The following is an 880-nucleotide window of genomic DNA, read 5'->3' as shown; positions in this document are numbered from 1 at the left end:
GCCATGAACATTAAATCATCAATGATTGTCAAATTTGCATTTCGTATTCTTTTTAATCTTGTATGGGATTTTCGGGAGATTTCCTCGGTTTTTAAGATATGGATCAACTCTCCCATCGTAATAAACATGACTTTGTATCCTTGTTGGATGGCTTCCAATCCAAGCCCTACAGCCAAATGGGTTTTCCCCACTCCTGGAGGGCCAAGCAAAATGATATTATAGAGCTGCTCAATCCAAGTTAGTTCTCTCAATTGATTGAATTGCTTTCTGCTTAATGATTGTTGTTCTTCCAAATGAAATTCATCCAGCGTTTTATAAAATGGAAAGGATGCCCACTTCATTCTTTTTTCATTCTGTTTTTCTTCACGGCGTCTTTTCTCATAATCTAATAAACGATTTAGAAAACTAAGATAGGACACCTCCTTTTCTTCTGCTTCTCTTACAAGATGAGGCAAATGAAGTGCAGCTTCCGAAAAATGCAACGTTTTTAGTTTTTCCTGTGTTATTGTTAATTGACTCATGCTTGACCCTCCAATACTGCTAAGTACTCATTGACATCTCTTTTTTGTGATGTGGTTTGGAAGAGTGACTCATGTTCTATATTTACCGAATGGATCGATCCTTCTTTTTCGGTTGGGATTGTCATATGTATCTGTCGTTGCCGTTCAATATACCGAACCATATCGATAAAATCTGTTGCACAAAAAAGCTTCTTCTTCATACACTCCCGCAAAGCGATGTCAATGATCGATTTCTGATCTATTCTTTTAATCTCTCTTAATATCATCTGAAGCTGATCCCGTATATACCTTTGACGCTTTTTTCGTACTTCTTCTAGAAAAGCGGCGGCTTCATCCTCATTTGTAAAATGCCCTGCGAC

Annotated in this window: 1 protein-coding gene and 1 pseudogene; both read right to left on the bottom strand. The window is 37.6% G+C overall.

The window, feature by feature from the left end; genetic code table 11:
- The coding region (locus HR057_RS16805) for an ATP-binding protein (RefSeq protein ID WP_173732651.1) at positions 1-521 on the bottom strand (521 nt) is incomplete at its 3' end.
- Positions 518-880, bottom strand: a pseudogene (locus tag HR057_RS16800) (IS21 family transposase); the annotation flags it as partial. The pseudogene HR057_RS16800 and the gene HR057_RS16805, both read right to left, overlap by 4 nt.

This window comes from Calidifontibacillus erzurumensis, assembly GCF_013303125.1.
Taxonomy (GTDB): Bacteria; Bacillota; Bacilli; order Bacillales; family Bacillaceae_J; genus Calidifontibacillus; species Calidifontibacillus erzurumensis.
This window is presented reverse-complemented; position numbering and strand designations above follow the sequence as displayed.